Origin of the sequence: Micromonospora sp. NPDC049175 (assembly GCF_043197345.1) — a bacterium.
GTDB lineage: Bacteria > Actinomycetota > Actinomycetes > Mycobacteriales > Micromonosporaceae > Micromonospora.
In genome coordinates, this window is record NZ_JBICSY010000001.1 from 328,702 (window position 1) to 352,066 (window position 23,365).

At 72.8% G+C, this 23,365-nt stretch carries 23 protein-coding genes; 13 read left to right on the top strand and 10 right to left on the bottom strand.

Annotation, left to right across the window (positions count from 1 at the left end; all coding sequences use genetic code 11):
• Nucleotides 1–44 precede the first annotated feature (44 nt).
• Nucleotides 45–1,124: an NAD-dependent epimerase/dehydratase family protein gene (locus tag ACGFH8_RS01385; protein ID WP_393361646.1), complete on the top strand. Its 1,080-nt coding sequence runs from the start codon at nucleotides 45–47 to the stop codon at nucleotides 1,122–1,124.
• Here ACGFH8_RS01385 and ACGFH8_RS01390 read toward each other — a convergent pair.
• Nucleotides 1,096–2,451 (bottom strand): hypothetical protein, encoded by a 1,356-nt coding sequence (locus ACGFH8_RS01390; protein ID WP_393361649.1) that lies wholly within the window; start codon nucleotides 2,449–2,451, stop codon nucleotides 1,096–1,098. The genes ACGFH8_RS01385 and ACGFH8_RS01390 overlap by 29 nt on opposite strands.
• Nucleotides 2,452–2,598: 147 nt before the next feature.
• Between ACGFH8_RS01390 and ACGFH8_RS01395 the strand changes: the two genes are divergently transcribed.
• The 7 genes from ACGFH8_RS01395 (at nucleotide 2,599) to ACGFH8_RS01425 (ending at nucleotide 7,801) form a co-directional block, all read left to right on the top strand.
• Nucleotides 2,599–3,276, top strand: coding sequence for a glycosyltransferase family 2 protein (locus tag ACGFH8_RS01395; RefSeq protein WP_393361652.1), 678 nt, complete (start codon nucleotides 2,599–2,601; stop codon nucleotides 3,274–3,276).
• Nucleotides 3,273–3,953, top strand: a complete 681-nt coding sequence (locus ACGFH8_RS01400; protein WP_393361655.1) for a DUF2064 domain-containing protein — start codon at nucleotides 3,273–3,275, stop codon at nucleotides 3,951–3,953. The genes ACGFH8_RS01395 and ACGFH8_RS01400 overlap by 4 nt, the downstream gene beginning before the upstream one ends.
• Nucleotides 3,950–4,663 (top strand): methyltransferase domain-containing protein, encoded by a 714-nt coding sequence (locus ACGFH8_RS01405; RefSeq protein ID WP_393361657.1) that lies wholly within the window; start codon nucleotides 3,950–3,952, stop codon nucleotides 4,661–4,663. Before ACGFH8_RS01400 ends, ACGFH8_RS01405 begins: the two co-directional genes overlap by 4 nt.
• A complete protein-coding gene (locus ACGFH8_RS01410) occupies nucleotides 4,660–5,808 on the top strand; it encodes a molybdopterin-dependent oxidoreductase (RefSeq protein ID WP_393361660.1) in 1,149 nt (382 codons plus the stop codon). The genes ACGFH8_RS01405 and ACGFH8_RS01410 overlap by 4 nt, the downstream gene beginning before the upstream one ends.
• On the top strand, nucleotides 5,805–6,218 hold the full coding sequence (locus ACGFH8_RS01415) for a hypothetical protein (protein WP_393361663.1): 414 nt from the start codon (nucleotides 5,805–5,807) through the stop codon (nucleotides 6,216–6,218). The genes ACGFH8_RS01410 and ACGFH8_RS01415 overlap by 4 nt, the downstream gene beginning before the upstream one ends.
• 33 nt (nucleotides 6,219–6,251) lie before the next feature.
• The gene (locus ACGFH8_RS01420) at nucleotides 6,252–7,094 is read left to right on the top strand and encodes an S-methyl-5'-thioadenosine phosphorylase (RefSeq protein WP_393361666.1); all 843 of its coding nucleotides are present in this window, start codon (nucleotides 6,252–6,254) and stop codon (nucleotides 7,092–7,094) included.
• 95 nt (nucleotides 7,095–7,189) lie between these two features.
• Nucleotides 7,190–7,801 carry a DM13 domain-containing protein gene (locus tag ACGFH8_RS01425; RefSeq protein WP_393361669.1) on the top strand — a complete coding sequence of 204 codons (612 nt, stop codon included), beginning with the start codon at nucleotides 7,190–7,192 and terminating at the stop codon, nucleotides 7,799–7,801.
• 13 nt (nucleotides 7,802–7,814) lie between these two features.
• Here the strand turns inward: ACGFH8_RS01425 and ACGFH8_RS01430 are convergent, their stop codons facing one another.
• Nucleotides 7,815–8,417, bottom strand: a complete 603-nt coding sequence (locus tag ACGFH8_RS01430) for a histidine phosphatase family protein (protein ID WP_393361672.1) — start codon at nucleotides 8,415–8,417, stop codon at nucleotides 7,815–7,817.
• Nucleotides 8,418–8,426: 9 nt separating this feature from the next.
• Entirely contained in the window at nucleotides 8,427–9,071 is a 645-nt protein-coding gene (locus ACGFH8_RS01435) for a transcriptional regulator (RefSeq protein ID WP_393361675.1), read from the bottom strand.
• A 108-nt stretch (nucleotides 9,072–9,179) separates the two neighbouring features.
• On the opposite strand from ACGFH8_RS01435, the gene ACGFH8_RS01440 reads away from it, so the two are divergent.
• Entirely contained in the window at nucleotides 9,180–10,358 is a 1,179-nt protein-coding gene (locus ACGFH8_RS01440) for a PEP/pyruvate-binding domain-containing protein (protein ID WP_393361678.1), read from the top strand.
• A 90-nt stretch (nucleotides 10,359–10,448) separates the two neighbouring features.
• Here ACGFH8_RS01440 and ACGFH8_RS01445 read toward each other — a convergent pair whose 3' ends face one another.
• Nucleotides 10,449–10,685: a 2TM domain-containing protein gene (locus tag ACGFH8_RS01445; protein WP_393361681.1), complete on the bottom strand. Its 237-nt coding sequence runs from the start codon at nucleotides 10,683–10,685 to the stop codon at nucleotides 10,449–10,451.
• A 140-nt stretch (nucleotides 10,686–10,825) separates the two neighbouring features.
• On the opposite strand from ACGFH8_RS01445, the gene ACGFH8_RS01450 reads away from it, so the two are divergent.
• From ACGFH8_RS01450 to ACGFH8_RS01460, 3 genes are all read left to right on the top strand, one after another.
• A complete protein-coding gene (locus tag ACGFH8_RS01450; RefSeq protein ID WP_393361683.1) occupies nucleotides 10,826–11,623 on the top strand; it encodes an alpha/beta fold hydrolase in 798 nt (265 codons plus the stop codon).
• Nucleotides 11,624–11,683: 60 nt separating this feature from the next.
• The gene (locus ACGFH8_RS01455; protein ID WP_393361686.1) at nucleotides 11,684–12,919 is read left to right on the top strand and encodes an MFS transporter; all 1,236 of its coding nucleotides are present in this window, start codon (nucleotides 11,684–11,686) and stop codon (nucleotides 12,917–12,919) included.
• 124 nt (nucleotides 12,920–13,043) lie between these two features.
• Nucleotides 13,044–13,565, top strand: a complete 522-nt coding sequence (locus ACGFH8_RS01460) for a monooxygenase family protein (protein ID WP_393361689.1) — start codon at nucleotides 13,044–13,046, stop codon at nucleotides 13,563–13,565.
• A 49-nt stretch (nucleotides 13,566–13,614) separates the two neighbouring features.
• Here the strand turns inward: ACGFH8_RS01460 and ACGFH8_RS01465 are convergent, their stop codons facing one another.
• From ACGFH8_RS01465 to ACGFH8_RS01485, 5 genes are all read right to left on the bottom strand, one after another.
• On the bottom strand, nucleotides 13,615–15,735 hold the full coding sequence (locus tag ACGFH8_RS01465) for a B12-binding domain-containing radical SAM protein (RefSeq protein WP_393361692.1): 2,121 nt from the start codon (nucleotides 15,733–15,735) through the stop codon (nucleotides 13,615–13,617).
• Nucleotides 15,736–15,745: 10 nt separating this feature from the next.
• Nucleotides 15,746–17,143 carry a TfuA-like protein gene (locus ACGFH8_RS01470; protein WP_393361695.1) on the bottom strand — a complete coding sequence of 466 codons (1,398 nt, stop codon included), beginning with the start codon at nucleotides 17,141–17,143 and terminating at the stop codon, nucleotides 15,746–15,748.
• The gene (locus ACGFH8_RS01475; protein ID WP_393361698.1) at nucleotides 17,136–18,302 is read right to left on the bottom strand and encodes a YcaO-like family protein; all 1,167 of its coding nucleotides are present in this window, start codon (nucleotides 18,300–18,302) and stop codon (nucleotides 17,136–17,138) included. The genes ACGFH8_RS01470 and ACGFH8_RS01475 overlap by 8 nt, the downstream gene beginning before the upstream one ends.
• Nucleotides 18,303–18,328: 26 nt before the next feature.
• Nucleotides 18,329–18,703, bottom strand: coding sequence for a class IIb bacteriocin, lactobin A/cerein 7B family (locus ACGFH8_RS01480; RefSeq protein WP_393246266.1), 375 nt, complete (start codon nucleotides 18,701–18,703; stop codon nucleotides 18,329–18,331).
• Nucleotides 18,704–18,852: 149 nt separating this feature from the next.
• A complete protein-coding gene (locus ACGFH8_RS01485; protein ID WP_393361701.1) occupies nucleotides 18,853–19,215 on the bottom strand; it encodes a hypothetical protein in 363 nt (120 codons plus the stop codon).
• 323 nt (nucleotides 19,216–19,538) lie between these two features.
• On the opposite strand from ACGFH8_RS01485, the gene ACGFH8_RS01490 reads away from it, so the two are divergent.
• Complete coding sequence (locus tag ACGFH8_RS01490) at nucleotides 19,539–20,318, top strand: MerR family transcriptional regulator (RefSeq protein ID WP_393361704.1); 780 nt, start codon at nucleotides 19,539–19,541, stop codon at nucleotides 20,316–20,318.
• Nucleotides 20,319–20,326: 8 nt separating this feature from the next.
• Here ACGFH8_RS01490 and ACGFH8_RS01495 read toward each other — a convergent pair whose 3' ends face one another.
• A complete protein-coding gene (locus ACGFH8_RS01495) occupies nucleotides 20,327–23,359 on the bottom strand; it encodes an ATP-binding cassette domain-containing protein (RefSeq protein WP_393361707.1) in 3,033 nt (1,010 codons plus the stop codon).
• Nucleotides 23,360–23,365: the final 6 nt, after the last annotated feature.

Here is a 23,365-nt window from a genome sequence, read left to right on the forward strand (position 1 = left end):
GGGACGGCCGGTGTGGGCGTACGCGGGGTCCTACGGTGACCGGAATGCGGATACTTGTCACCGGTGCTGCCGGGTTCATCGGCTCCCACGTCGCCGACCTGCTCGGCGAGGACGGGCACGAGGTGGTGGCCGTCGACGCGCTCCTGCCGGAGGCGCACGGCGCGACGCCACCGCCCTGGGCGCAGCGGCACGATCTCGTGGTCGGCGACGTGCGCGATGGCGAGCTGCTGACCCGGCTGCTCGCCGGTGTCGACGCGGTCTGCCACCAGGCGGCCATGGTCGGCCACGGCGTCGACCCGGCCGACGCCCCCCGGTACGCCGCGCACAACGACCTCGGCACGGCCACCCTCCTCGCCGCGATGCACGCCACCGGCGTACGCCGCCTCGTGCTGGCCAGTTCGATGGTGGTCTACGGCGAGGGCCGCTACCACTGCCCGGTCCACGGAATCGTCAGGCCGGCCGGCCGTCGCGCCGCCGACCTGGCCGAGGGCCGGTACGAGCCGACCTGCCCCCGCTGCGACCTGACGCTCTCCCCCGATCTCGTGCCCGAGGACGCGCCGCTGGAACCGCAGAGCACGTACGCCGCCACCAAGCTGGCCCAGGAACACCTCGCCGGCGCGTGGGCCCGGCAGACCGGCGGGTCGGTCTGGGCGCTGCGGTACCACAATGTCTACGGGCCGCGGATGCCTCGCGACACCCCGTACGCCGGGGTGGCGTCGATCTTCCGGTCGGCCCTGGCCGCCGGGCAGGCGCCCCGGGTCCTGGAGGACGGCCGGCAGCGGCGCGACTTCGTGCACGTGAACGACATCGCGACGGCCAACCTGCTGGCCCTGACGACACCGGCGCCGGAGCCCCTGGTCCCGGTGAACGTCTGCTCGGGTGAACCACACACCGTCGGCGAGTTGGCCCACGAGCTGGCTTCGGCGATGGGCGGGCCGGCGCCGGTCACGGTCGGCGGCGGGCGGGTGGCCGACGTCCGGCACGTCGTGGCCGATCCGGCCCGCGCCACCCGGCTGCTGGGTTTCACCGCCCGGGTCGGGTTCGCCGCTGGCATCGCCGACTTCACCACCGCGGTGATGCGGGAGCCGGCCTCGGTCAGGACACCGTCCACAGTAGGTGGTTGACGGCGAGAGCCGTGACGGCCTGGGCGGCCAGCCACCACCGTCGGTGTCGGGCGGGCAGGTGCGCGGTGGCGACCAGCAGCCAGACGGTGAACGGTAGCCAGATCCGCTCCACCTCGGCCTTGCTGAGCCCGGACAGGTCCGCCGCGAGCACGGCCACCGCCGCCGCGACGGGCAGCCACACGGTGGGTCCGGCGCTGACCATCCGCTGTCGCAGGGCCGTCGGGTGCGGTGCGCGGACCGGCACGGCGGCCACCGCCCGACGTAGCGCCGGCCCGAGCACCGGCCCGGCCGAGAGGAGCAGGGCGGCGAGGTTCGCCCAGATCCAGTAGCCGTACGGGCGTTCCGCCGCCCAGCCCTGGTAGTAACGACGCGCCACCAGGTGGTAGCCGTCCAGCCACCAGAAGCCGGCGAGGCTGAACCCGGCGACGACGGCCACGACCGCCGTCGCCGCGACCAGGAGCACGCCGAGTCGGTCCCGCGCCCGCAGCAGCACCACAGTCAACGCGAGAATCCCGACCAGGACGAACCCGTACGACAGGTAGAGCGCGTAGCCGAGCAGCAGCCCACCGAGTACTGCCCCGGGGCGGCCGCCCACCACCAACAGCGCCAGCCCGGCGGCGACCACCGCGGCGAAGATCCCGTCCGCGGACGCGCCCACCCAGACCGCCCCCGGGAGGAGAACCAGGAACGGCCACACCGCCCGAGCGGCGTCCTCGGTCCCGAGCGCCCGCACCGTCACCGGCACCGACACGGCGACAGTGGCGCCGAGCACCACACACGCGAGCCCGGCGGCCGCCCCGCCGCCCAGACCGATCCGCTCCAGGACGACGAAGAACAGCAGCGCTCCCGGTGGATGGCCGGCGGCGTGGGTGGACCACGAGTCCGGCTGGAAATCGAGGATCCGATCGGCGAAGCCGGCCACCATGGCGCCGACATCCGTCACCCCGGGTACCTCGTGCAGGTACTCGGCCTGCACGGTGAGCCGCTCGGTCAACCCGGCGGACCAGCCGTCCACCAGGGCCAGCGACAGCGTCCAGAACACCGCGGTGAGGAAGCCGACGACGAGCAGCAGTGGCCACCGCGCGGTGGTCGCCCAGCGCGTGCCCCGCCAGACGAACAGCGCCGCGACGAGGAGCGCGGCGGGAGTGCCGGGGCCCAGATGCGGCTGCCAGGTGGCGTAGAGCGGGGCGGCGTCCGCGTGCAGCCGTACGCCCCGATGGTTGAGCAGTGCGCCCACGGCGACGGCGATGGCGAGCAGGGCCACCTCGACGCCGAGGACGATCAGGTCGGCGGACCGGGGTCGTCCCGGCCGGGTCATCGTGGTCATGGTGACGGCCGACGTTACGACCTCCGACCAGGGATCCGACAGCGCGACGGCGGGACGTCAGGGACTCGTAAGATCCCTTGCCGCGTAAGCGATTCGTAAGGACGAACAGCGGTCCCGACGGCCCGTGGCGGGCCTAGCGTCGCCGGTATGCACACAACGATCGACGTGGTGCTGCCGTGTCTGGACGAGGCGGCCGCACTGCCTGTCGTACTGAGCGGGCTGCCGCCCGGCTACCGGGCCATCGTGGTCGACAACGGCTCCACCGACGGGTCACCGGCCGTCGCGGCCGAGTACGGGGCCCGGGTCGTCCACGAGCCGAGACGCGGGTACGGCGCGGCCGTGCACGCCGGCCTGCTGGCGGCCGACGCGGAGCTGGTCTGCGTCCTCGACGCGGACGGCTCGTTCGATCCGGCCGAGTTGCCCAGGCTCGTCGCGGCGGTGCTCGACGGTCGGGCGGATCTCGCCGTCGGGCGGCGTCGGCCGGTCTCGGCGGATGCCTGGCCGTGGCACGCCCGGACGGGAAACGCGCTGGTGGCCGCGCTGCTGCGGCGTCGCGGTGTGCCGGTGTACGACATCAGCCCGATCCGGGTGGCCCGGCACGCGGCGCTCCTCGGACTCGGCGTCGAGGACCGCGCGTTCGGTTACCCCCTGGAGTTGCTGCTCCGGGCGGCCGAGGCGGGTTGGCGGATCGTCGAGCTGGACGTCGCGTACGCGCCGCGGGCCGCCGGCACCAGGTCGAAGGTCTCCGGGTCGATCCGGGGCACGGTGCGGGCGACCCGGGACTTCGCCGGCGTGTTGCGCGGCGGCGTCGGCGGTGGCCGGTGAACGTGCTGCTCCTGGTCGCGAAGGCACCGGTCGCCGGGCTGGCCAAGACGCGCCTCTGCCCTCCGGCGAGTCCCGCCCAGGCGGCCCACATCGCGGCGGCGGCGCTGTTGGACACCCTCGCGGCGGTACGCGCCACCGCCGCGACAATTCCCGTGCTGGCCCACACCGGTCGGTTCGCCGATGCCGCGTACGCCGACGAGCTGGCCGCCGCGCTGGCGGGCTGGCACCTCGTCGCGCAGCGCGGCGCGACGTTCGCCGACCGTCTCGCGAACGCGCACGCCGACACCGCCGCGGCCTTCCCCGGCCGACCGGTGCTCCAGATCGGCATGGACACCCCGCAGGTCCGGCCGGCCCTGCTGACCACCGCCCTGGACCTGCTCGCCGAGCACGGGGCCGTGTTCGGGCCGGCGCTCGACGGCGGCTGGTGGGCACTCGGGTTACGCGATCCGGCGTCCGCGAGCGCGTTGCGCGACGTACCGATGTCGACCGACGACACCGGTCGCCGCACCCTCGCCGCGCTCCGGGAGCACGGCGTGCGCCCGGCGATCCTGCCGGCGCAGCGCGATGTCGACGACTGGCCCGGCGCGCTGGCCGTCGCCGCCGACCTGCCCGGCACCCGGTTCGCGGCGGCCGTCGAGTCGGTGGGCGGCCACCTGGTGAGCGGACGTCCCAGGTGAGTTCGACGATCAGCCTCGACGGTTTCGCCGTGGTGCTGGGCGGGCTCGACGGGTGGCCCGCCGACCAGGGCTCCCGCGCCACGACTGTCGCCCCGTTGCCCCCGGCCGCACCCGAGCACTGGCTGGTGCACACCGACGGGCGACGCGACCTGTTGCCGGTACGGCGTTGGCACGGCCCACCCGAACCGGCGATCGAAGCCATCGCCGCCCGCTGCGACGGGCCGACGATCGATCTCGGTTGCGGCCCCGGCCGACTGACCAGGGCACTCGCCCAGCGCGGTCTCGTCGCACTGGGGGTGGACATCTCCGCCGAGGCGGTACGGCTGACCCAGGGCCGGGGTGTGGTCGCCCTGCGACGCGACGTCTTCGACCCCCTTCCCGGCGAGGGGAGGTGGGCCCACGCCCTGCTCGTCGACGGCAACATCGGCATCGGCGGTGACCCGGTCCGGCTGCTGCGCCGCTGCGCCACCCTGCTCGCGGCCGACGGGACGCTCCTGGTCGAGGTGGAACCCCCGGGCGCCGGGCTGTGGCAGGGGCAGGCGTACGTGCTGTCCGGGGCGTCCGGCGACGGGGGACGCCAGGGGCCGGCGTTTCCGTGGGCGCGGGTCGGCGCGGACGTGATGGCCGGTGCCGCCGCCGTTGCCGGCCTACGGGTCGCGCACCGTCTCCGGTTCGGCAGACGCTGGTTCACCGAGTTGGTGCGCCCGTGATCCGCAGGCCCCGCGTGCCCGTCCCCGAGGACTTCACCGCCCCGTCGCACTCGCCGCTTGTCGCCGCCCGGCTCGGCCTCTGGCTCGCGGTGGCGTTCGGGCTGTGTTTCGGCACCGGGCTGCTGAGCCACTACATCCAGCACCCGCCGGGTTGGTTCACCTGGCCGACCCGACCGGTCAGCCTCTACCGGATCACCCAGGGCGTCCACGTGCTCTCCGGTGTCGCGGCGATCCCGTTGCTGCTGGCCAAACTGTGGAGCGTCTACCCCCGGCTGTTCGTCCGTCCGCCCCTGCGCCAGCCGATCCGGTTGTCCGCCCACGCCCTCGAACGGATCTCCGTCCTGGTCCTGGTCTGCGCCGCGTTCTTCGAACTTGTCACCGGCCTGTTCAACGTCGCCCAGTCGTACCCGTGGGGGTTCTTCTTCCCGACGGCCCACTACGCGGTCGCCTGGCTGGTGGTGGGCGCGTTGCTGCTGCACGTGGCGGTGCAGCTACCGGTCGCCCGGGCGGCGCTGGGCACGTCACTGCGACGCAGCGCCGTCGGGCGCGACGATCGGGACGCGGCCGGACGGCGCGCGTTCCTGCGTACCTCGTTGGGAGTCGCCGGCGTCGCCGTGCTGGCCACCGCCGGGGTCACCGTGCCGTGGTTGCGGCGGGTGTCCCCGCTGGCGTGGCGGTCCGCGTCCGGGCCGCAGGGCGTACCGATCAACCGGACGGCCGCCGCCGCGCACGTCACCGTTGCACCCGACTGGCGGCTGGAGATCGTCTGGCCGGGCGGCCGGTACGCCCTGACGCTTGCCGACCTGGCGGCCCTGCCGCAACGCACGGCGGAGCTGCCGATCGCCTGCGTCGAGGGTTGGAGCGCCTCCGCCCACTGGACCGGCGTACCCGTCGTCGACCTGTTGCGCCACGCCGGCGCGCCCACCGGCCGACCGGTCCGCGTCACCTCGCTGGAGACCGACGGCCTGTACGCCGCGAGCACCCTCCCCGCGGCCCACGCCCGCGACCCGCTGACCCTGCTGGCACTGCGGATCAACGGCGAGGAGCTGTCGCCGGACCACGGGTATCCCTGCCGCCTCATCGCGCCGAGCCGGCCGGGCGTCCTGCAGACCAAGTGGGTGGCCCGGTTGGAGGTCGTGCGGTGAGGGCCGTCCGACTGCTCCTGCTCGTGCTCGGCGTCGCCGCGGCGGCGTACGGCGGTTGGCTGCTCCTTCCCCAGCTCGGCACCGCTCTGCCGTGGCTTCTCGGCGGTCCGGTGCTGCACGACGTCCTTGTCGCACCGCTTGTCGGACTGGTCGGGCTGGGGCTGGGCCGACTGGTGACGGACCGGTTCCGCCTGGCCTGGATCGGCGCGGGCCTGCTGGCCAGCGCCACGCTGCTGCTGCTCGCGGTGCCACTGCTGTGGCGACCGCTCTCGGCGCCGCCGAACCCCGGCCTACCGGACCGCGACTACCCGCTGGGGCTCGCGGCCGGTCTGGCCGTCGTCTGGGCCGTCGTCGTGATCGTGCTTGTCGTCGCCACCCTCGTCGGCCGGCGCGGCACGAACCGTTCCTGAGTCGACCCCACCCGCTTCCGAGGAGACGTACACATGTCAGAAGGTACGGCCCGCCCACCGATCGGCGTGATCGGCGGATCCGGTTTCTACGAGTTCCTCGACGACGTCCGCGAGGTCGCCGTCGACACACCGTACGGACCGCCGAGCGACGCGCTGTCCGTCGGGAGCGTCGCCGGGCGACCCGTGGTGTTCCTGCCCCGCCACGGACGCCGGCACACACTCCCCCCGCACCGCATCAACTACCGGGCGAACCTGTGGGCGCTGCGGGCGGTCGGCGTCCGCCAGGTGCTCGCGCCGGGGGCCGTGGGCGGCCTGCGACCAGAGCTGGGCCCCGGGACCCTCGTCGTGCCGGACCAGCTTGTCGACCGGACCTCCGGCCGCGAGCAGACCTACTACGACGGGCGGCTCCGCCCGGACGGACAACTCCCCGGAGTCGTCCACGTGCCGTTCGCCGACCCCTACTGTCCGGTCGGTCGCGCCACGGTCCTCGACGCCGCCCGCGACGCCGACTGGCGGCCTGTCGACGGCGGCACCGTCGTCGTCATCGAGGGGCCCCGCTTCTCCACACGTGCCGAATCCGTGTGGTACGGCCGGCAGGGCTGGTCGGTCGTCGGCATGACCGGTCACCCCGAAGCGGTGCTGGCCCGCGAACTGGCCCTGTGTTACACCGCGCTGTCGCTGGTCACCGATCTCGACTCGGGCGTCGAGGTCGGTCACGGTGTCACCCAGCAGGAGGTGTTCACGGTCTTCGCGCGAAACGTCGAACGCCTGCGCGTCCTGCTCGGCGACGCGGTTCAGGCGTTGCCGGCGGACCAGGCGGGCTGCCCCTGCGCACAGGCCCTGTTCGGCACGGAAACCGGCATCACGCTCCCCTGACAACCGGGGCGGGGGTGTCGACAGCTGCCGATTCGTAAGGGTTCCGCAAGGGTTCGCGACCGGTCCGGCCACCACCGCCGCCGTACGCTGCGGGGGTGGGAAAATCGATCTTCCGGTCGCCGGTGGCCTGGGCCGCCCTCGTCTCCGCCGTCGTCGTGACGGCCCTGGCCCTCTCCTGGTTTCAGCCGTGGAAGCTGTTCACCGACACCTACGTCGACGAGGCGCTCCCGGGCGCGGGGACGACCTCGGCCGTCCCCGCGCCGACCTCCGCGACCCCGGCCCCCACGACCCCGGCCCTCACGACCCTGGCCCCCGCGACCCCGGCCCCCGCGTCGAAGGCCACACCGGCGGCTAACGAGATCCTGGCCGCCGGGACGTTCGTCACCCACGAGCACCAGACGACCGGCAGTGCCGAGATCCACCGGCTCGCCAACGGACGCCACCAGCTCGTCCTGCGCGACCTGAAGACGTCGAACGGGCCGGACCTGCGGGTGTGGCTGACCGACCAACCGGTCATCCGGGGCACTGCCGGCTGGCACGTGTTCGACGACGGCGATTGGGTCGAGCTGGCCCGGCTCAAGGGCAACAGGGGCAACCAGGTGTACGACCTACCGGCCTCGGTGGACCCCCGTGACTTCCGGAGTGTCTCCATCTGGTGCAAGCGATTCTCGGTCTCCTTCGGCGCGGCCGACATCAAGACCACCTGACCGGGCCGGCGCCTCAGGGGCGGGCGGCCGTGCGGAATCCGGTCCAGCGCAGGTCGCCCGACAGGTGGCTCTGGTCGTTGAACATCACCAGGGTGGGCGACAGGCCGGCCCGGTATTCGAGCACGGTGAGGCCGGTGTTCGCGCTGTCCAGGCCGAGCCACCGGGTGGGCGGGGCCGCCAGCGCGTGCCGCACCAGCCACGCGATCGGGTACGCGTGCGTGACAAGCACCTCGTGTGAGTCCGGCTCGGCGCGCTCCGGGGGCGTGGTGAACCGGGTCACCAGAGCCTCCGCGATACGTGCACCGGCTGCCGCCTCGGCCTCGTCGTAGCCGTCGAAGAAGCCGGCCCAGGAGCGGGGCATCTCGTCCGCGTTCGGCACGTACGGCACGTGGTCGACGAGTTCGGCCGCCTCGGCGACCGGCACGTCGGGCAGGTGCGTCGCGATCGCGCGGGCGCTCGCGGCGGCACGCGGCAGCATCGAGTGCCACACCGCGTCGATCGGCAGGCGGGCGAGCCGTCGACCGAGCAGGTCGGCCTGCTGGTATCCCACGTCGGTGAGCTCGCCGAAGGTGTCCGCCGCGCCGTGTCGGGCCAGGTAGAGGTATCGGACAGCCACGGCGGGAACCTATCGGCTTTCCGGTGCGGCGTCCCGGGCGATCCCGAGTGTCGACAGGAGATCCTCGTGCAGCTCCATCCACACGGCGTGGCACGACGCGACCCCCACCCCGGTCACCCACCGCCCGTCCCCCGCGCGAGCCCGGGTGAGCGCCGCGTCGAACCGGTCGGCGTAACCGTCGAACCGGCTCAGCACGCTGACGAGCGCGCCGATCAGCCGGATCAGCTCCACCCCGATCGCGGTGAGCTCGTCCAGCACCCGGCCGTCCCACTGCGGGTCGGTGTGGTCGTTGGACGTCAACCGGTCACCCTCGACCGGCCGCAACTGCCAGTCGGTGCAGGCCCGGACCAGTCGTCCGTTGAGGGTCTCGAACTCCTTGTGGGCCTGCTCGACGGTGGTCCGTGCGCCCGTCTGGTCCAGCTCCTCGCCCAGCTTCCGGGAGTCCTGCTCACGGCCGCGCTCGGTGAGCGTCCACCCGCCGGTGCCGCCGAACTCGACGTGTGTCACCCACCCGTACGCCTCGAAGTCCAACAGCAGCTCGGCGGCCGTCTCCAGGTCGACGCCGGTGCGGTCGGAGACGGCCGCGTCGTCGGCCACCCCGGCGACCCGCACGGCGTGCAGAACCGACAGGTCCGGTGCTGAGGCATGCGTCATGGCAGTCAGCATCCAGATTCCCGCATCGGACGTCAACGTGGCGCACTCGGCGCAGGTCAGCCCCCTCATCCGGGGCCAGGTAGGCTCCCCACGCGTGAAGGGGGCCCGTTGCTCATCGACCTGACCGACGCCGAGGCCGCGACGTCCGGCGGCAAGGCCGCCGCGCTCGCCCGGCTTCTCCGCGCGGGCATGCCGGTCCCACCCGGGTTCGTGGTGCCGACCAGCGCCTACCAGGAGACCGACGACGGCCTCCCGGCGGAGCTGATCGACGAGATCGCTCAGGCGCTGCCGCGGAGCGGGGGCGGCTACCTTGCCGTGCGGTCGTCGGCGACGAGCGAGGACACCGCCCACGCCACCGCGGCGGGGCAGCACGACACCTTCCTGGGCGTGCGCGGCCCCGATCAGGTGGCTGACGCCGTCCGCGGGTGCTGGTTGTCGCTGTGGTCCGAGCGTGCCGTGGAATATCGGCGTCGCCAGGGCGACGCACCGTCGCCGTCGATTGCCGTGCTGGTGCAGCGCCTGGTGGACGCGGACGTCGCCGGGGTGATGTTCACCGGTGACGACATCCGGATCGAGGCGTCCTGGGGGTTGGGGGAAAGCGTGGTCAGCGGCCACGTCACCCCGGATTCGTGGACGCTCTCCGGCGGCGACATCACCCACCGGTCGCTCGGCACGAAGGAGACCCGGGTCGACCGCACGGTCACCCGCGAGGTGGCGCCGGCCGACCGGGAGCGCTTCTGCCTCACCGACGACCAGCTCACCCGGCTCGCGCAGCTCGGCCGGCAGGCCGCCGACCTGCTGGGTGGCCCGCAGGATGTCGAGTGGGCGATCGCCGGCTCCCGGATCTGGATCCTCCAGTCGCGCCCGGTCACCAGCGCCCTCCCTCCCGCGCCCACGGTCGGCGGCGAGGGCGGTCAGGCCCGCACCGGTACGCCCGGCAGCCCCGGTCGCGCCACCGGGCCGGCGCGCGTGGTGCGTGGCCCCGCCGACTTCGCCCGGGTGCGGCCCGGTGACGTCCTCGTCTGCCGCACCACGGATCCGGCCTGGACCCCACTGTTCGGCGTGGTCGCCGCGGTCGTCACCGAGATCGGCGGCCTCCTCTCGCACGCCGCGATCGTCGCCCGCGAGCAGGGCCTCCCGGCCGTCCTGGCGGTCCCGGACGCGACGACAGCCCTGCCCGACGGCGCGCTGGTGCGGGTGGACGGGAGCACCGGCCTCGTCGCACTCCTGGGCGACCACCCGGCGGCCCGACCGGTCATCGCCACCCGGGCCGACCAGAGGCCCTGACCCGGCCCTGACCCGGCCCTGGCGTGGTGGCCGCCGTGGCCACCCGGGTCAGCGCCGGGCTGTTCGCAGCGACGACGCGCACAACCCCGTTCACCGCCCCGGGTATGGCTGCCCCGAGCGGTGCGATCCGGCCAACATCCTGTTTACGGCCCAGCCGTGGAATGCCAGCCCGACACCCCAGCCGAGAATCGACCACAGGGGCCAGAAGAATTGGTCCGGGGTGGCGAACCACCACACCACGATCTGGGCCAGATTGCCGATCACGTAGCTGAGAAGGTGGATCCGCAGACCCCACCTGATGGCGTTTTCGCTCTGCAACGACGTCATGAGCGCAGATTAGGTCGACGGACTTGACGAATACGGAATTGGTTGGCGGCTGACCCACTGCTTCGTTCAGTGCTCGTCAAGTGGCCGGACCTACGCTGCGCAGAATCACGACCGAGAACGATTATCGAAGGGTTCACCTCATGACAACCAGCCGTCGAACGTTGCTCGCCGGATCCGTCGCGGCCGCCACCGGCGCGGTGCTCGGGGCGCCCGCGGCGCAGGCCCACCCCCGGCCCGGTAACCAGCCCAGGCCCACCGTCGTCCTCGTGCACGGCGCCTTCGCCGACGCCTCCGGCTGGAACGACGTCGCCACCCGGCTCATCCGCGACGGCTATCCGGTCCTCGCTCCGGCGAACCCGCTGCGCGGCGTCGCCACCGACTCCGCGTACCTGGCCAGCATCCTCGCCACCCTGAGCGGGCCGATCGTCCTCGCCGCGCACTCCTACGGCGGGATCGTCACCACGAACGCCGCCACCGGCAACCCGAACGTGAAGGCCCTGGTCTACGTGGCCGCGTTCGCGCCCGATCAGGGCGAGACGCTGCTGGGTCTGCAGACGAGGTACCCGGGCAGCAGGCTCGACGAGGCAGCGCTGGACTTCCGGCCGTACGACGAGGGCGTCGTCGACGGCTACATCAAGCGGCAGTTCTTCCGGGATGTGTTCGCGGGCGACGTGCCGAAGGCCACCGCCGAGCTGATGTGGGCCGGGCAGCGGCCGGCGGATGCCCGCACCCTCGGGGAGCCGTCCGGGGCCCCGGCGTGGAGGACCATTCCGTCCTGGTACCTCGTCGCCCGCAACGACCAGGTGCTGCCGGCCGCGGCACAGCGGTTCATGGCACAGCGGGCCGGCGCGCAGGTCCGCGAGGTCGGCGCGTCGCACGTCGCGATGATCTCGCAGCCCGCCGCCACGGCCGACCTCATCAAGCGCGCCGCGCGCTGACAGGCCACGATGCACACGCACGCATACGAGAGTCAGTGCGCCGCCGAGGAGACTCGACGCGTGTCGACGACGGCACCGGTCAGCCACCCGAAGCTGACGTTGCTCGCGTTGGCACTCGGCACCTTCGCGATCGGCACCGGCGAGTTCGGCAGCAACGGCATCATCCAGCTCTTCGCGTCCGATCTGGGCGTCACCATTCCGGTCGCCACGTACGCGATCACCGCGTACGCCTTCGGGGTGGTGCTGGGTTCCCCGGCGATCATCCTGCTCGCCGCCCGGGCCAACCGACGTACGCTGCTGATCGGCCTGATCGTGCTGTTCCTGGTCGGCAACACGCTCTCCGCACTGGCGCCGAACATCACGCTCCTCGTCGTCTTCCGCTTCGTCGCCGGCAGCGTGCAGGGCGCCTTCTTCGGGGCGGGAGCCGTCGTCGCCGCCTACGTGTACGGGCCGGGCAAGGGCGGCAAGGCATTCGCGGCAGTGATGGGCGGGCTCACCGTCGCCACCATCGCCGGGTCCCCGTTGGGCACGCTCATCGGTCAGAACGCGGGCTGGCGCGTGATGTACGTGACCGTTGTCGCCGTCGGTCTGCTCGCCGGCGCCGCCCTGGTCGCCTGGCTACCGCGCACCGACGAGCTACGCGGCACCTCGATCGCCAACGAGCTGCGAGCGCTACGTCGGCGCAACGTCTGGCTGATGGTCGCCGTGGCGGCGCTCGGCATCTCCAGCATCTTCGCCGTCTACACGTTCATCGGCCCGTTCGTCACCGACGCGGCGCGGCGGGACGCCTGGCTCATCCCGCTCGCGCTCGCCGTCTTCGGCCTCGGCATGGCGGTCGGCAACCACCTCGGTGGGCGGGTCGCCGACCGGCACGAGAACCGCGGGCTGTTCTGGGGCTACGGCGGCGTTCTGGTCCTCCTCGCACTGATCGGGGTGGCCGGCAGCGACCTGGCGGTTCTGCTGCCGTGCCTGTTCGGGGTCGGCGCGACGATGATGTACGCGATCCCCACCATCCAGGTACGGCTGACCAGCTTCGCGCCCGACGCCCCGACGCTGATGGGCGCCCTCAACCTGGCCGCCCTCAACCTCGCCAACTCCCTCGGCGCGATCGGCGGCGCGGTCACGCTGGACGCCGGTTGGGGCACCCTGTCCACCGTCTGGGCCGGTTTCGCCCTCACCGCGGTCGGCCTGCTCCTGTACGTCGGCACCATCGCCCGGAGCGGGCCAACACCGGTGCCGCCGCTCCTCCCGAACGAGGCGACCCGACCACACCGTCGACAGAGGATCCCGACGTGACACGGAGAGCCCCGGGACCGACGGTGCGGAGCCCGCCCGGGGCATCCAGTCGGCGTCAAGTGCCCGTTCAGTGCCGCCGCCTAGCGTCGGTCCCGTCGAGCTTCACAACCGAGGAGAGCCTACGATGCCTACCCGCGTCAATCGGCAGACTGTCGACCTGTCGTCGTATCCGGACCTCGTGGTGGTCTATCTGGGCATGCGGGTCAACCGGCTCTACGGCCTGCGGACACTCCTGGGCTACGGCCCGCAGATCGGCCGGTCCACGTCCGCCGACCCGGACGGCCTGATCCACAGCGAATCCCTGCTGTGGTCGCTGTTTCCCATGCATGTCGGCATCCGTCAGTACTGGCGGGACCTGCCCGCGCTCCTGTCGTGGGCCCGCTCCGAACCGCACCGGCTCTGGTGGCGCAACTTCCTGCGCGACAGCGGCGGCACCGGGTTCTGGCACGAGACCTACCTGCTGCGGGGAGGGATGGAGGCGGTCTACGACGACATTCCGAAGCAGCGGGGCTTCGCCGCGTTCGCGCCCGTGCGGCCGGCCCGCGGGGCCATGTTCGGCTCGGCCGCGCGGGTCGGGCGTCCCGAGGACACCATCGCACCTGTCGTCACCGAGGAAGACCTCTACCCCGGCGAATCCGGCCACTGAGCGCGGGGCCCCGGGAGGCGGCGACGGATCGCGCCGCCCCCCACCGGCCCTACCGGTCGGCCGGGAGCTGGTGCCGACGGATCAACCGCTGCCCGATGAAGGTCCGCCAGACCCGGTCGGCGACAGCCGGTTCGACGATCCAGAGTCGGCGTTGCGCCTCGGCGAGGGTGAGCGGCGCGCTGAAGAGATCCAGGAACAGTCGGCTGCTGCGGTTGAGGGCGAACACCTGACCGTCGATCCGACGGAACAGGTGCCGGTCCGCCGGCAGGTCGCCGGGTACGCCGTCCTGTTCGTCGGAGCGGATCCGCCGGTACGCCTCCCACACCTGTTCGTCGTCGCGGTCCACGAAGGTGCCGTTGGCGAGGAACTGGGTCTGGTCGTCGGTGTCGTGGCGTACCCGGTCGTTGGCGAGGACGCCACGCACCGCCGTGCCGTACCGGTCGTGGTAGAAGAACGTGTGCGGGGTGTCGGTGGCGCCCAGCCACGGCCGGTGGTAGTGACCGGGGTTCAGGCCGGCCTTGGCCTGGGCGACCTCGGCCTGCGCCGCCTCGGTGACCGGCTCGTCGAACTTCAGCATGCGGACGATGTCCGATCCCTCCACCGGCCGCACGTTCGTGATGCCGAACCGGTCCGGCTCCTTGGCGACGATGGCACCCGGCGTCAGCATGAAGTCGCCGAGCCCGCCGAGGGTCCACAGGTCCGGGTTGTCCCGCAGGAAGTTGACGCTGTCCAACGCCTCCTCGCGGGTCTCGGTGGGGAAACCGGTGAAGCCCATCATCTGCACACCGATGTTCGCCTTGGTCATCGACATCATGGTGCGTCGCGCCTGCTCCGGCTTCGTGCCCTTGTCGATCAGGTCGAGGACGCGCTGGTTGCCGGACTCGAAGCCGACCGAGATGGCCACGCAGCCGCTGCGCCGCAGCAGCTCGCAGCGCTCGTCCGACCAGTACTTCTCCAGCCGGATCTCGGCGCCCCAGCGGAAGTCCAGCCCGCGCTCGACGACCCGTTCGGCGAAGCGCAGGATGGTCGCCGGCGCGAGCACGTCGACCGAGAAGTAGATGAACTTGGCGAACTTCGACAGCTCGGTGACGTCCGCGACCATGGTGTCCACCGTGTCCTGCCGCCACGGGCTGGTCGGACCGTCGGTGTTCAGCCCGTAGTCGCAGAACGTGCACTTGTTCCAGTAGCAGCCCCGGCTCGGCGAGTAGTAGACGAACCGCTCCGGGCTGAGATAGAGGTCCCAGGGCAGGCCGGAGAAGTCCGGCACCGGCACCTGCGCCAGGCGTTCGTAGCGCAGGGGAAGCTGACGCTGGCGGCCGTACTTCGGGTGCAGCCGGACGTTCGGGTGCCCGGCCGGCAGGGTGCCGGTCTGCACCGCGTCCAGGATCTCCGTGTACGCGCTCTCCCCCTCCCCGACCACTATCGCGTCGAAGTCGGCGAGCACCTGGAAGACGTACTCGGGTTTGCTGGCGCACTTCCAGACGTCGGAGATCTCGGTGCCACCGGCGATGAGGAAGACGTCCGGGCAGGCCCGCCGCACGAGTCGGGCGATCCAGAGCGCGAACGGCAGCTGCCACTGGTAGGTGACGCTGATGCCGATCACCTGGTTTCCACCGGCGGCCAGCCGCGGGATCAGCACGTCCTCGTAGTACGGCTGGAAGGGCCGGTTGAGCCGGGCGAGCAGCGTCTCGTCGGTGAGCGCGGCCACCGAACCGATCGAGACCATCGGTGGCGGGTGGAGCCGGAAGCCGGCGTGGAACTGCCCGGGGAACCCGACCGTGCCGAGCGCGTCCATCCAGGAGATCACGCCCTCGACGGCGTCCTGGTAGTGCCGGTAGTCGTAGAACAGGGTCGGGTCCTGCAACACCGCGATCGACCGGCGCAGCCGCTCCGGGTCGGGGTCGGGCAGGCCGAGTTGGTTCGCCCGGGCCATCAGCGCGTCCGGGCCGCTGAGGTCCTTGGTGGAGACCCGGGACAGCTCCCGCCGGAGCCAGTCGTACGCCGACGGGGTGTAGGAGTGGTGGAACGCCTCGATGTTGGCGTCGATGATCTCCGCCGGCCGGTGTCCCTGCGCCCGGGCGTACGAGTCGAGGTAGTTCAGGGAGTGGTATCCCGAGGTGGGATCGGTAAGCGGGGGGTAGATCAGTGCCGCCTTGACCGTGCCGCTCATCGACTCCTCCTCAGCCGACCCGGGCCGCGGTAGCGGCCAGGGTGTCCTCCTGCGCGTACGTGGCCACCGCGGGCAGTCGCGGGGCACCGAACGCCTTGACGTACGCGACGAGCGGTTCGGCGGCGTACCGGAGCGCCGCCAGGTCGACGAACCCCCGGTCCCACGCCGCCGCCTCCAGTCCGTCGTCGGCGCAGCCCCACAGCCGCGCGAAGCACGCGTCGACGACCTCGGTGCGGAAGTGCAGCCGACCACCCGGCCGGCGCTGCCCCGTCGTCCGCGGGACGAGGGTCTCGTTGAGCGACGCCGCGGTCGCCGCGACCTGCCGCGCCGCGGCGAGCAACGCGGGGGTACGCAGCGGCGCCGCGACCATCCACAGCGCCAGGCTGCGGTACGGCGTGGTGCCGAACGCCCGCACCAACACCCGCAGCACCGCCTCGCTGTCGCCGAGATCCCGTTCCCGGTCGGTGAGCCAGTCCCACCCGGTCGGCAACCCGGCGGTCAGCCCTCGCCGGCGGGCCACCTCGCGGGCACGCTGTTCGACGGTCGGGTCGGCGATGTCGACCTCGGCCAACCCGGCCAGCACCCCCCGCCGGTGCCAGAGGGCCGCCTCGGGGTGCAGCAGCATCAGCACCGCCGCGGCCTCCCGGTCGCTGACCCAGTGCCCGCCGACCGACGCGCCGGCGAACCGCGATCGCCAGCTGTCCAGGAAGCGGGTGTGCAGGTTGTCGATCGGCTTGTCACCGGCGTGCGCGGGGCACAGCTCGGGCGCGTTGCGCGCCGCCATCGACAGCAGCAGCCGCGCGTCGGCGCCCTTGGCGTCGGAGGGCTCCCGCCGGTGCCACGCCAGGAACCGCTGCACGACGTCCGCCGCCTCGGGGGGCGCGCTGCGCTCCAACGCCCGGTACGAGCGCCGCCGGAAGGGCAGTTCCCGGCCGATGGTCAGCAGCAGCTCGGCGTCGGCGTCGCTGAGCACGCCGGCCGTGACGGCGCGGCGCAGCGCGACCCGGATGTTCACGAGCGGGACGCTCAACGCGCGGTGGCCCTCCTCGGCGGGACCGTGCACGACCGCCACCTCGTCGTCGCCCGTGACGACGCCGTCGCGGTAGAGCTCGAACACCTCGCCCACGCCCCGCATCCCGAACGGCCACAGCTCGGCGGCGCGCAGCGCGCCCATGCTGGCGGCGCCGGCCACCGTCACGCCGCGGTCGAGCAGGTGCAGGATCTCCCGGTGGCGGACCGGCGGGTGTTGCAGGAAGAACCCGTCGATGACGAGGACCCGGTCGCCGGGGGCGACGTCCAGGCGGAGCAGGTCGCCGTGCGCGACGGGCGGCAGCACCACCGCGTCGGGCAGCAGCCGACCGACCTCGTCGGCCGGCAGGCTCGGACCGATGAAGACGACGTCAGTCACGGGGCACTCCTGGTCGGATACTCAGGGCCCGCTCGTCGAACATCCGCAGGCCGGGGGCGAACACCTTGCTCACCGGTATGCCGATGTCGTCGTGCGTCAGGTCGACGCTGAACGGCTCGACGCCGGTGACCCGCTGCACCCGCGACGCCAGCTCCCGCAGCACCTGGGTCACGTCCCCCACGGGTGGCAAGTCCCGGCGGACCGGCCGGACGGGCCGGTCGACGGTGGGAGGTGGCACCGGCGGCGCGCCGACGTCGTGGTACGCGGTGGCGTCGATGTCGTCCCGGGCACCGGAGACCATGACCAGCCGCGACTGCGCCGCCTCCGACATGGCCCGACCGACGGCGATCTCCGGGTCCACGTGGCAACCGAAGCCGCCGAAGGTGACCGGGAGATCCTCCGACCAGATCGACGCGGCGTAACAGGGCACGCCGACCGCGTTGGTGATGTCGCAGATCTCCACCCAGCACCCCGCCCGCAGCAGCGCCTCGTGCACGGTGCGGGTCATCGCATTGGTGGCGGTGCCCGGGTCGGCGTAGGTGCGCTCGGCCAACGGCGAGGTGCAGTACGGGGCGATGCAGTCGCGTTCGATGACCTCCAGCAGGGCGTGCAGGCTGGCCTCGGCGAAGGTGTTCCCGGTGGCGAGCCCGTTGCTGCTGGGGGTGAACAGGGCTCGGTCCCAGCCCCGCCGGATGGTGAAGTCGAGTTCGATCGTGGCGCGGGGCACCAGGCAACGCGCACCGGTCACCAGCCCACGGCCGGCCACCCAGTCGAGTTCGACGGCAGGGGTGAGGGGTGACCGTTCCGCCAGGTGCAGCCACCGGACGTCGTACGGAAGGTCGAGCGCCTCGGCCGGGGACCGGACGACGGTCCCCGGCCGGAGGTTCTCGGCATGCCAGGACTCGATGCTCTCCATGACCGCGCTGACCCGGGCCTGCGTCGCCGTGGCGCCGGTGCCGACGCTCACCGCCATGGTGGCTCCGACCGGCCGGTAGGCGACGTGCACCGGTAGGCCGATCTCGTCGAGCCGGGTGATGTCGGCGACCCGGGTGATCCGGAACCTGTCGAGCAGGCCGCCGATCCGTTCCCAGGTCTGCTCCACGGTGGCCGTCCGGTAGGTGCCGGATCGGAAGGCGATGGTCTCGGTCGTGTCAGTCATCGAGGCTCCCGGCGGGGGTGGGGAACTTAGAGGATGAGGACGGCGATGATGTTGACGTTGTTGTCGGCGATCGGGGCGACGCCGCCGGCGACGCTCTCCAACTCGGCCTCGGTCAGCTCGTTGAGGTCGACGAGCGGCACCTCGGGCACGTGCAGCACGTGCAGGCCGGGCGTGCCGGCCCAGTCGGCGACGATCTGGTCCTTGGTGTAGAGCGTGGCGGGCTGTGCGCGGTCGACCTCGACCCGGGAGCCGGCGGCGACCGGCAGGCCGGCCGCCGTCGCGTAGCCGGTCGGGTCGGCGAGCAGGCGCTGCAGTTCGTCGTCGCTGCGCCACACCGCGGTGACCAGTTCCGAGTACTTGGTCACGAACCTCGCGCCATATTCCTGGTCGTCGTTGCTCATCGTTCGGTCCTTTCCTCGGGGCTCGCTGTGGGACGGGGGGTCGATCGCTGTGGCGAGAACGCTACGAAGATCGAGCTTCGACAATCAATGATTTCGGCTTTCTGCCACCAGAATCTGCCGCGCCGACCGGTGGGCGGCAGACATCGGTGTCAGGTGCAGCAGCACGGGCAGCAGCAGGCGCAGCTGGGGTCCAGGCCCGCGACGACGCTGTCCAGCTCGTCCTCGGCCAGCTCGGCCTGAGCCACCGGCAGCAGCGACGGCACGAAGAGCACGAAGACGCCGGTGGTCCCCGCCAGGTGCCACGACTCGATCTGCACCTCCAGGTCCGGATCGGCGTCGGCAACGTCCCGCACCACCCGGACCTGCACATCCTCGGACAGATGCAGCCCGTAGCCGGCGAGGAACCCGCGCGGGTCCCGATCGAGCGCCTGCTCCTTGACCGGGTCGGCCCAGACGTCGGCGACAAGCCGGCTGTACGCGGCCACGAAGACCGCTCGATCGACAGGTGTCACACCCTGCTCCCTTCGGTGGTCGACCGCCGGCGGCGGCGACAGGCAGCGCGGGAGGGTCCGGGCCGCCGATTTCACCTCATCGTGGGTCACCGGCGGATCCGGTCCGCCCACCGAGCGGGGATTTCACCGAATGTGGCCGCGAAAGGGTCGCGCTGCGGCGAAAGCCGGGTAATTGAGAATCAGCGACTTGCGGCGGGCGAGCAATTCTAATGAGCGACACCACTGTGGACAAGTAGTAATTCCTCGCCTGTCGAGCGCCCGGTGCCCGCACCTAGGCTGCGATCGGCGGACCGCCAGCAGTGACAGCGGTTCGACGGGGTGCCGTGTTCCGTCACCGAGTGCTGCCGGAGGCCATCGTGAGCATCGACGAGGTGACGACGACGCCCGGCGGCCCGGCCGGGTACAGCGTGGAGGAGCTCGCCCGCAAGGTCGGGATGTCGCCGCGCAACATCCGCGCCCACCAGGCCCGGCGACTGCTGCCGCCGCCGGTGCGGCGCGGTCGGGCCGCGCTCTACGACGACTCCCACGTCCGCCGTCTGGACGCGATCCTCGCCCTGCAGCGGCAGGGCTTCAACCTGGTGTCCATCGAGGCGATGCTGGGGGTCCGGGCCAGTGACGAGGCGCCCGACGGGCTGACCGCGATGCTGCAACGCCTGACCGCCGACCGTCCCGCGCTGGCCCACGCGCTGACCCGGCACGGCGTGATCGGCCGGACCACCGACGGCACCGTCCGCACGGTCCGGCCCCGCCCGCTGCGCGCCGCCCTGGACCTGCATCGGGTACGCGTCGGCACGGTGCCGGCCCTGCAGACCCTCAGCGAGGTGCTGGACAGCCTCCGGCCGGTGGCTGACGAGCTGGTCGCCGCCGTCACCGCCCGGCTGCTGGCCCTCGCCCCGGAGCTGGTCCGCGGTGGCGCCCGGTCGTCCTGGGCCGACCTCGATCGGGAAACCCTGCTGCTGACCCAGGGCGTGGTGAACGTGCTCACCGAGGCGTTTCGCCTCGCCGTGGAGAACCAGTCGGAGGCGCACGTCGCCGAACTGCTGGAGAACCATCTCGACACGGACGTGTGCCTGGAGGACAGCACGGTCATCGACAACGGCTGACCGGCCCGTCAGCCCGTCGCGGGCTGCCCGTCGGCCTGCCGGCTCTGCGCCACCGCGTCGGCCCGTCCCGGTTCGGTGAGCAGTTGCCGCCGCGCCAACCTGTGGAACAGCCCCTCCGGGTCTCCCATCAGCTCGTCGAAGGTGCCCCGCTGGACGATCCGCCCCGCTTCGAGGACCACGATGGTGTCCGCCGCACGGACCGTGGACAGCCGGTGGGCGATGACCACCCGGGTCGCGGCCAGGGCCGCGGTGCTCCGGCTGACCACCTCCTGGGTCCGGTTGTCGAGTGCGCTCGTCGCCTCGTCGAGGAAGATGATCCGGGGCAGCGGCGCCAGCGCGCGGGCGATGAGCACCCGCTGACGTTGCCCGACGGAGAGCGTGCCGCCGCCGAACGGCACCATCGTGCTCATCCCCATCGGCAACGCCTCCAGGTCGTCGGCGAGGCCGGCCATCCGGGCCGCCTCCCAGACCTGGTCCAGGGGGTAGCTGCCGGCGCCGCAGATGTTGTCCCGGACCGAGCCGGCGAAGAGCTGCCCGTCCTGCAGAACCACCCCGCACTGCCGGCGGACCGCGTGTACGTCGAGTTCGGAGAGGTCCTGGCCGTCGTAGAGCACCGCGCCCTGCTGCTGGCGTTCGAAGCCGAGCAGCAGTCGGAGCAGCGTGGACTTTCCGCAGCCGCTCGGTCCGACGATGGCGACGAACTCACCCGGGCGTACGTGCAGGTCGATGTCGACGAGCACCGGCGGCTCGTCCGGCTGGTAGGCGAAGGTGAGCCGGTGCAGCGCGACCTCGCCGCGCAACTCGCCCGGGTCCACCCGGTCCGGACGCGCCTCGGGTTCGGCGCGCAGGATCTCCCGCAGGCTGCCGAGGCGGGGCACCGCCGCGATCACCTCGACCCCGGCCGACACCAGCACCAGCAGCGCGCCGAGCAGCATCGCGAAGCCGACGTTGAGGATGAAGAAGTCGGCGGGCGCGACCCGGCCGGCGAGCGGCCCCATCAGCACGGCGAACAGGACCAGTTGGCCGGCGACCGGCAGCACGGTGCCGAAGGCGACCAGGCCCGCCTGACTCTGCCGAACCCGTTGCAGCGCCGCGCGGGCCGTCGCGGCCACCTCCGACCAGCGCGCGTGGGCCCGGGTCTCGGCGGCGGCCAGCTTGATCTTCACGATGCCGCCGAGCAACTGGTTGGTCATCGCCGCCGCCCGGTGCTCGGCCGGCAACGCGGACCGCTGCTGACGGACGATCAGGACGGCGAACGCGCCGAAGGTCAGCATGGTGACGGCGACGATCCCCACTCCCCACAGCCCGAGCACGGGCTCGACCACCAGGAGCATGCCGAGGGTCACCGCGACCGTCGCGGCCGCCGAGACGAGTTGCGGCAGCAACGCGCTCAGCGCCTCACCGACGAACGAGATCCCCAACATCGAGTTGGCGATCTCACCGCTGCTGCGGCCGGTGAAGAACCGGGCCGGCAGCCGCATGAGCCGGTCCCAGATCGCCAACTGCGCGCCGGACTGCAACCGGCCGTCCAACCGCAGCAGACGCAGGTTCTGCACCACGCCGACCAGCCCCGCGACCACCGCCGCGCTGAGCATCAGCGCCACGAAGCCGACCAGGCCGTTCACCTCGCCCCGCCGGGCCAGCTGGCCGAGCACCTCGCCGGTGGCCAGCGGCACGCCCAGGCCCAGCACCGCCACGCAGGCGGCGGCGAACAGCAGACCCCGTACGTCCCGGGACGCGCCGACCAACCCGGCCCGCAGCAGGTGGCGCATCCGCGCGGTCGGCGGCAGCGGCGCCTGCACCTCGGTCGCCTCGGCGGCGAACGTCGCGGCCACCGTCGCGTCGATCGGGGCGTACGCCCGGGTGTCCGGGTCGACGTGGTGGTAGCGCCCGCGGCGGAACAGCAGCGGCACCGCCACGGCGTGCTCCGGGTCGGCACCGGCCCGCCACCCCACCAGCGGACCCAGGTCGCGCCGCCACCAGCGGTCCGGCAGCCGCACGGCACGGAGGAACAGGCTGGACGCCCGGGTCACCGCGTGCACCGCCGCCCGGTCGTCGAGCGGCGCGCGGCTTCGGTCGGCCGGCTCGTTGATCGGGGTGCCCATCCCGGCGGTGACCACGCGGAGCACCGAGGCCGCCCGGTCGTACCTGTCGAAGCCGGCCTCGGTGTCCGGGACCGGCACCGCGCCGCCCGCGCCGATCACCCCGATCGACCGGCGGGCCGCCGCGGCGAGCACCGCCGCGTCGGTGAGCCGGCGCCGCCGCACGGCGCTCAGCAGGGCCGCGTCGGCCTCCTCGATCCGGGTCTCCACCATCCGCAACAGCCGGGCCACGTGCTGGTCGACGGCCGAGCGGAGCTGACCGTTGACAAGCAGGTCCCAGCTCCCGTGGCTCTCCACCGCGCACGGCGACTCGGCCACCACCCAGTCCCGCTCGGTGACCAGCAGCAGCTCCCGCTCCCCGGACATCTCCGCCGGGCCGCCGTCGTTGCGGCGCAACTGCCCGCCGGCGCTGCGCAGCCACCAGGCGCCACCGGTGGAGGTGAGGGCGCTCCCCTGCGCCAGCGAGATGATCTCGCGTCCGCACAGGGTGGACGCCTCCCGGGGCGCCTGCCCCCGGCGCAACGCGTCGGCGACGGTGACGAGCACCAGGTCCACCGCCTCGACCAGCTCCGTCGCGGCGGTCCGCGCCCGCGGCGACAGCCCCTCGTCCGCCACCCGGCCGAGCCGGACGTGCCGCTCCAGCAGGGACAGGTGACGCCGGGACAGCCCGCGCAACTCCGTGCCGGGCAGCGGCACCAGGATCAGCTGCCACGCACCGATCGCGGTGGACGTCGGTACCAGGCCACCGGCGGGCAGCCGGGCCACGTGGTGGCGACGCGAGGGGCTCATTCCGGCCCGGCGTACCGCGAACAGGTCGGCCTCGCCCCCGGTCACCAGCCAGCCGGCCACCGGGCCGTCCAGGCGGCAGACCTCGCGTACGCCGTCCGCGCAGAAGCCGATCAGGCCGCCGGCCGGGGAATCCTCCACCACGCCACTCATCAGCGT